Origin of the sequence: Burkholderia sp. HI2714, from assembly GCF_002223085.1 — a bacterium.
GTDB lineage: Bacteria > Pseudomonadota > Gammaproteobacteria > Burkholderiales > Burkholderiaceae > Burkholderia > Burkholderia lata_D.
This window is the reverse complement of record NZ_NKFM01000163.1, coordinates 1-902: the sequence shown is the minus strand read 5'-3', so window position 1 is coordinate 902 and position 902 is coordinate 1. Positions and strand designations below refer to the sequence as shown.

General features: G+C 65.1%; 1 protein-coding gene. It reads right to left on the bottom strand.

What is annotated here, in order from left to right; genetic code table 11:
* Positions 1–902 (bottom strand): c-type cytochrome biogenesis protein CcsB (gene ccsB / locus CFB82_RS41665; protein ID WP_089487979.1); only part of this gene is annotated, 902 nt, incomplete at both ends.

Below are 902 nucleotides of genomic sequence, written 5' to 3'. Positions count from 1 at the left end.
CCGTAGCTGTGCAGCCCGGACAGGAACATGTTGACGCCGAGGAACGCGAAGGTCGTCACGAGCAGGCCCGTGAGCGCCCACCATGCGGCCACCGTGCCGCGCAGGCCCTTCATCAGGCGCATGTGCAGCCACGCCGCGTAGTTGAGCCACACGATCAGCGCCCAGGTTTCCTTCGGGTCCCAGCTCCAGTAGCCGCCCCAGGCTTCGGCGGCCCACAGCGCGCCGAGGATCGTCGCGATCGTGAAGAACGCGAAACCGACCGCGATCGACTTGTACATCACGTCGTCGAGCACGTCGAGCGTCGGCAGGCGATCGGCGAGCACGCCGCGCTCCTTCATCAGGTACGCGACCGACACCATCGCCGACAGCGCGAAACTGCCATAGCCGATGAAGTTCGCCGGCACGTGGATCTTCATCCACCAGCTCTGCAGCGCCGGCACGAGCGGCTGGATCTGCTGCGCGTCGCGCGCGACCGAGTACCACATCAGGAAGCCGACGGCCGCGCTGATCACCAGCAGCACGAACGCGCCGAGCGCGCGCGTGCCGTAGTGGCCTTCGTAATACAGATAGAGCAGCGCGGTGATCAGGCTGAACAGCACGAACACTTCATACAGGTTCGACACCGGAATGTGCCCGACGTCCGCCCCGATCAGGTAGGACTCGTACCAGCGCACCATCAGGCCGGTGAAGCCCATCAGCACGGCGACCCACGTGAGCTTCTGGCCGATCGCGGAACCCGACTCCGAACGCGCGAGCAAGCCGATCCAGTAGAAGATCGTCGCGAGCACGAACAGCGCGCTCATCCACAGGATGGCCGACTGGCTCGACAGGAAGTACTTGAGGAAGAACGCCGAATCGGCGCGCGCGAGATCGCCCTGGTAGATCTGGATCGACAGCAGCGC